The following is a 3,893-nucleotide window of genomic DNA, read 5'->3' as shown; positions in this document are numbered from 1 at the left end:
GTGCGCTGTTCCACAAGGGCAAGCTCCTCGAACGACCCGTCGAGATCACCCCGGAACCGTCACCGGACACGCCGGTATCCGAGGTCGCCTGACACACCTTAATCCACAGAATTTGACGATTCCTCATCAGCTTTCTTTGTCGGACTCTCACGTGCTGCGCAACGAATAATTTTCACACAATGCGACGAGCGCGGCGGGCAGGTGAAAATTGAGGACTTGTACGAGAGTCTCAACGATGGCGGACTACAAGTCTCTCGGATCGAATAGAAGAACGGCACCCGGCCATCACCGAAACAACCGTATGGCTGAATAGATGATGTTCGAGCGCCCTCTGGTTCCGCTCCCGATCGCGCCGACGGAATCGATCGCCATACCCGTTTGCGGTAGCTAGTTTGACGTCGGCGATCAGACGGCGCGCAAGCGTTTTTCGGGGGAGAGGAAGACGGTTTCGTTGGCCGCTATTCGATGGCCGATGAGGGCGGCTGCTTCCTCTCGTGACAGGCCGGCCTTCGATATCAGCATCTCTCCGATGCTTCGCGCCAATTCCGGGGTTTCTGGCGGGATTTTGTCGGTTCCCGGTTCGTTCACCTTCCATCCTCGTGCGTTCAACGAACGGTAGAAGCGTTGGCGATCGTCTGTGCTGACCTTGCCCATGCGGTATGCGCGCTCGTAGAGCGCCTGCATTGAAACACCCCACACCTGTTTCATTGCAAGCAGTTTCGCGGGTGTGAGATTTCTGAATTCGGACTCGATGATGTGCGCCGGCATCAAGAGTTCGGCCGCGAACTCGTTCGCCTGAGCTTCCATGTCGGCATCGATGTACGTGTTGTGCAGAACCAGGTGCCCGAGTTCGTGTGCGAGTGTCAGCCGCTTGCGATCGGCCGGCAGTGCGCTGTTGAGCATGATGATGGGATAGTCGCTTGCCCATTGCGACAACCCGTCCATGCGGTGCGTACCGAAGTCTTGTTCGACGACGATGACACCGGCTGACTCGACCCATCTGGTGAGATTGCGGACCGCCCCGATCGGCATCTTCCATTGCGCGCGAAGTATCCGTGCCGCGTCGGATGGTGTCGTGTCGTCCGGGTCGAATGTCGGTACATGATTCTGCGGCGTCATCGGGACGCGCTGCAGCAGAAATGCTGCACGCATCCGATACAGGTTCAGCTTCGCTTCTGCCAGTTTCCAATCAGAGGCTTTGGTTGTCTTCTGCCGACGCATGTGGGCGTCGGCAGCGATTGCCCCCTGCAACCTGAACGCATGAGTCAAGAACGGTACCGACACGTCGAGGGCACGACTCATCCGTTCGAGTGTGTCGCTGTCGGGTTCTCGAAGGTTGTTTTCGTAGCGGGACAGCGCTGCTTGTGTGATGCCGAGCTGCTCAGCCAGGTCCTCCTGAGTCATCCCGGCTGCACGCCGCGATGTCAGGATTACGTCGCCGATCTGGTTCATGATCCTTCTACTGTGTCTTCGCTCGTAGCGACAACATCGCTGAGATCGAGCTGGGGCAACTGCGGGTCCACTGGTGTCCACGTGATGCCGGTGGCCTGACCGGACTGGCCCGAGTGCAGCAGAATCGACCAGATAGGTGTGTCTTTGCTGTCACGGAACGACAAGATCGTGTCGCCGATCGCGGCCTCTTCAGGATTCCATATGTATCCCATTGCCAGGCTCCACAATTCGAGATCCGGCAGTTGAGCGGTGGCACTGTTCGTCCAAAATGCGAGTGCGCCGGTGGTCGGGTAGCTCGTAATCTTCAAGTTTTCGGTGTGGCGCTTGATTCGGACCACGTAGTTGGTGCCGATGTGGATTTCCCGAGTCGGTTCGTCGTCCTTGAAGTGGACGTCGCCCTCGTCTGCTGTGCGCAGCATCGAGTCCCAGATGCGTTCGTGGATGAAACCGGCGATGAACCGTTTCGAGAAGTTGACGAACCATTCCGGTCGGAAGTCGCGAAACTCTTCCAGATCGGCACGTGCCTTGTCCACGGACGCTACGAATGCGTCAAGGAACTTCTCGCCCAAGTCGTCGACGACTTTTTGTCGATCCGGGTATGAATTCATACCAGAAAATATACCACCTGCGCTCGATTTTGCTGGTCGATCGAATTTCACCAGCGGCGGCACGGTTCATCCCTCTCAACGGCCTGTTCGCTATTTCGTGCGACGCGGGGTTGCCTCCTGCGGGTCTATGAGTGTTAGTAGACGTTTCCCTTCGGTGGGATGCACGAGGATGGCGTCGGCGTTGTCGAATGCTCGTTGCGCGGAGCCGGGGTGGTATCCGTCGAAGCTGGCTGCGGTAGTAGGCGCTGTCCACTGTGAACCTGGCTGCTCGAGTAGGTGAGGGTTGGCGCGTCGTCGGGTCCACAGGTGTGAACATTGCTCGATTACGGCTTTGATCACTGCATCTACAGATTCGAGGACTCCGTGCATCGAAGCGAGCGCATCTTCGGTGAGGTATGTGTCCGTCAGTGTGTCGGCGGCTCTGAGCGCTGCGCCTTCACTTTGGGCTGGTGTGCGTGGAAGTGGGCGAATCCAGTTGGTAGGGGCGGTGCGGTGGGGTCGATCGTGCATGGTCATTTTCAGCCATTGTGATCGGTGAACGAAGCTATTGCGGGTTTCGAGCGTCCATTGAACCCATCCGGGAGGACCAGCGGCAACGACAGCTGCACGGATACCGCGAAGGAGGGTCTCTTGGGCGTGTGCTCCGTCGGAGGTGTCGGTGGCGAGGGCCTTGCGCAGTTTTCCGCCCGCCGGTCCGGTGAGGCGTGGGTATGTGTCGGAGGTGTCGGATGTGCAGAGCATCCCGAAGTCGGCGCGGAGCACGTTCAATGACAGGGCACTCACTACGATTGTGACGCCGGCGAGGGTATCGAGTGTGGATCCGATCGAACGGAAAAACGCGGTTCGGTGCGCTCCGATCTCCGCCTCTCGGCGCCTGTCGATCTCCTGCCGTTCGTTGAGTTTCGTTAGCTGTCCGCGACCTTCGGTGAGTTTTCGGGTCAGGAAGATGTCTTCTGCGCGTATGCGTTCTTGGTACTGGAAATAGTGAAGTGCGGCTTCGTCAAGATTTGTTGCGACACTCTGAGCTGCACTGACGGCATAGTGGGAGAGTTCGGAGAGTGTGTCGCGCCCGAGCTGGTAGTTGGCCCACCAGCTGATTCCGCCGACCGTATCGTCCAGGTCCTGTCGGATCTCGCCCGCCAGAGCTTTGGCTACAAGTTTGGATCTAAAAACTGGTCTGTCGTAGGTCGGCATGCGATCAGTATCCAGGTGGGGTCAGAGTTGCATCGGGATGAGTCCGGATGTGTTGCGGGAACTGGAGTGTCGACGCGATGTCGACTGCCGGCGGATTTTCGCCGCGGCTAGGGTGCTTGAGCCAGTAGATATGTCAGCTACCGAGGGGATGGAGCGCCGATGGTGGGCTCGGGAAGGTCGATTTTCGGGTGTTTTGAATGTTATTGTGTTTCAGTAACTTTGGATAATCAGTTGGTGGATAATCGGTTTCAGAGATTACGCATGGAAATGTTTTATAGAGGTACCAATTCTGTTGCAGTGGTGATAATTTCGGCGTTTCGTGGTTCTGTGTTGTTTTGCGGTTTGGGGTGGGGTCTTGTAGGATGGGAAGCATGATGACGATGAGTTGGTAGTCGCGAGACAGGGTACCTTCGAGCGACCTCCGTCCCTCCCCAGCCTCGTTTGGTACTTGGGTACCGACTTCACGGTTCCGATCAAATCCTTTGGTGACAAATATAATTCAGGAATTTAGAGGTGCGCAGCGACTCGATCGACGGCAGTCTGTCTGGACCCACCGCGAGCCGCGCAGCGGCTCCCTGGCGGGGAGCGAAGCGAGCCGCTTCCGGTCCCGATGCGGAGCATCGGGAGAGCGCCGCGGTT

Annotated in this window: 3 protein-coding genes; all 3 read right to left on the bottom strand. The window is 57.8% G+C overall.

What is annotated here, in order from left to right; all coding sequences use genetic code 11:
• Positions 1-405 precede the first annotated feature (405 nt).
• Positions 406-1,452 (bottom strand): ImmA/IrrE family metallo-endopeptidase, encoded by a 1,047-nt coding sequence (locus ATN38_RS00280; protein ID WP_021334721.1) that lies wholly within the window; start codon positions 1,450-1,452, stop codon positions 406-408.
• Positions 1,449-2,060 (bottom strand): hypothetical protein, encoded by a 612-nt coding sequence (locus ATN38_RS00275; RefSeq protein WP_021334722.1) that lies wholly within the window; start codon positions 2,058-2,060, stop codon positions 1,449-1,451. Before ATN38_RS00275 ends, ATN38_RS00280 begins: the two co-directional genes overlap by 4 nt.
• A gap of 90 nt (positions 2,061-2,150) precedes the next feature.
• A complete protein-coding gene (locus tag ATN38_RS00270) occupies positions 2,151-3,254 on the bottom strand; it encodes a hypothetical protein (RefSeq protein WP_021334723.1) in 1,104 nt (367 codons plus the stop codon).
• Positions 3,255-3,893: the final 639 nt, after the last annotated feature.

Source organism: Rhodococcus sp. FH8, from assembly GCF_019266085.1.
In the GTDB taxonomy this organism is placed as follows: domain Bacteria; phylum Actinomycetota; class Actinomycetes; order Mycobacteriales; family Mycobacteriaceae; genus Rhodococcus_F; species Rhodococcus_F qingshengii.
Note: the sequence above shows the minus strand (reverse complement) of the source record. Positions and strands in the feature narration are given on the sequence as shown.

Excerpts from the sequence above, each read along its gene's own strand:
- ATN38_RS00280 (WP_021334721.1), bottom strand. The coding sequence starts at position 1,452 with ATGAACCAGATCGGCGACGTAATCCTGACATCGCGGCGTGCAGCCGGG.
- ATN38_RS00275 (WP_021334722.1), bottom strand. The coding sequence starts at position 2,060 with ATGAATTCATACCCGGATCGACAAAAAGTCGTCGACGACTTGGGCGAG.
- ATN38_RS00270 (WP_021334723.1), bottom strand. The coding sequence starts at position 3,254 with ATGCCGACCTACGACAGACCAGTTTTTAGATCCAAACTTGTAGCCAAA.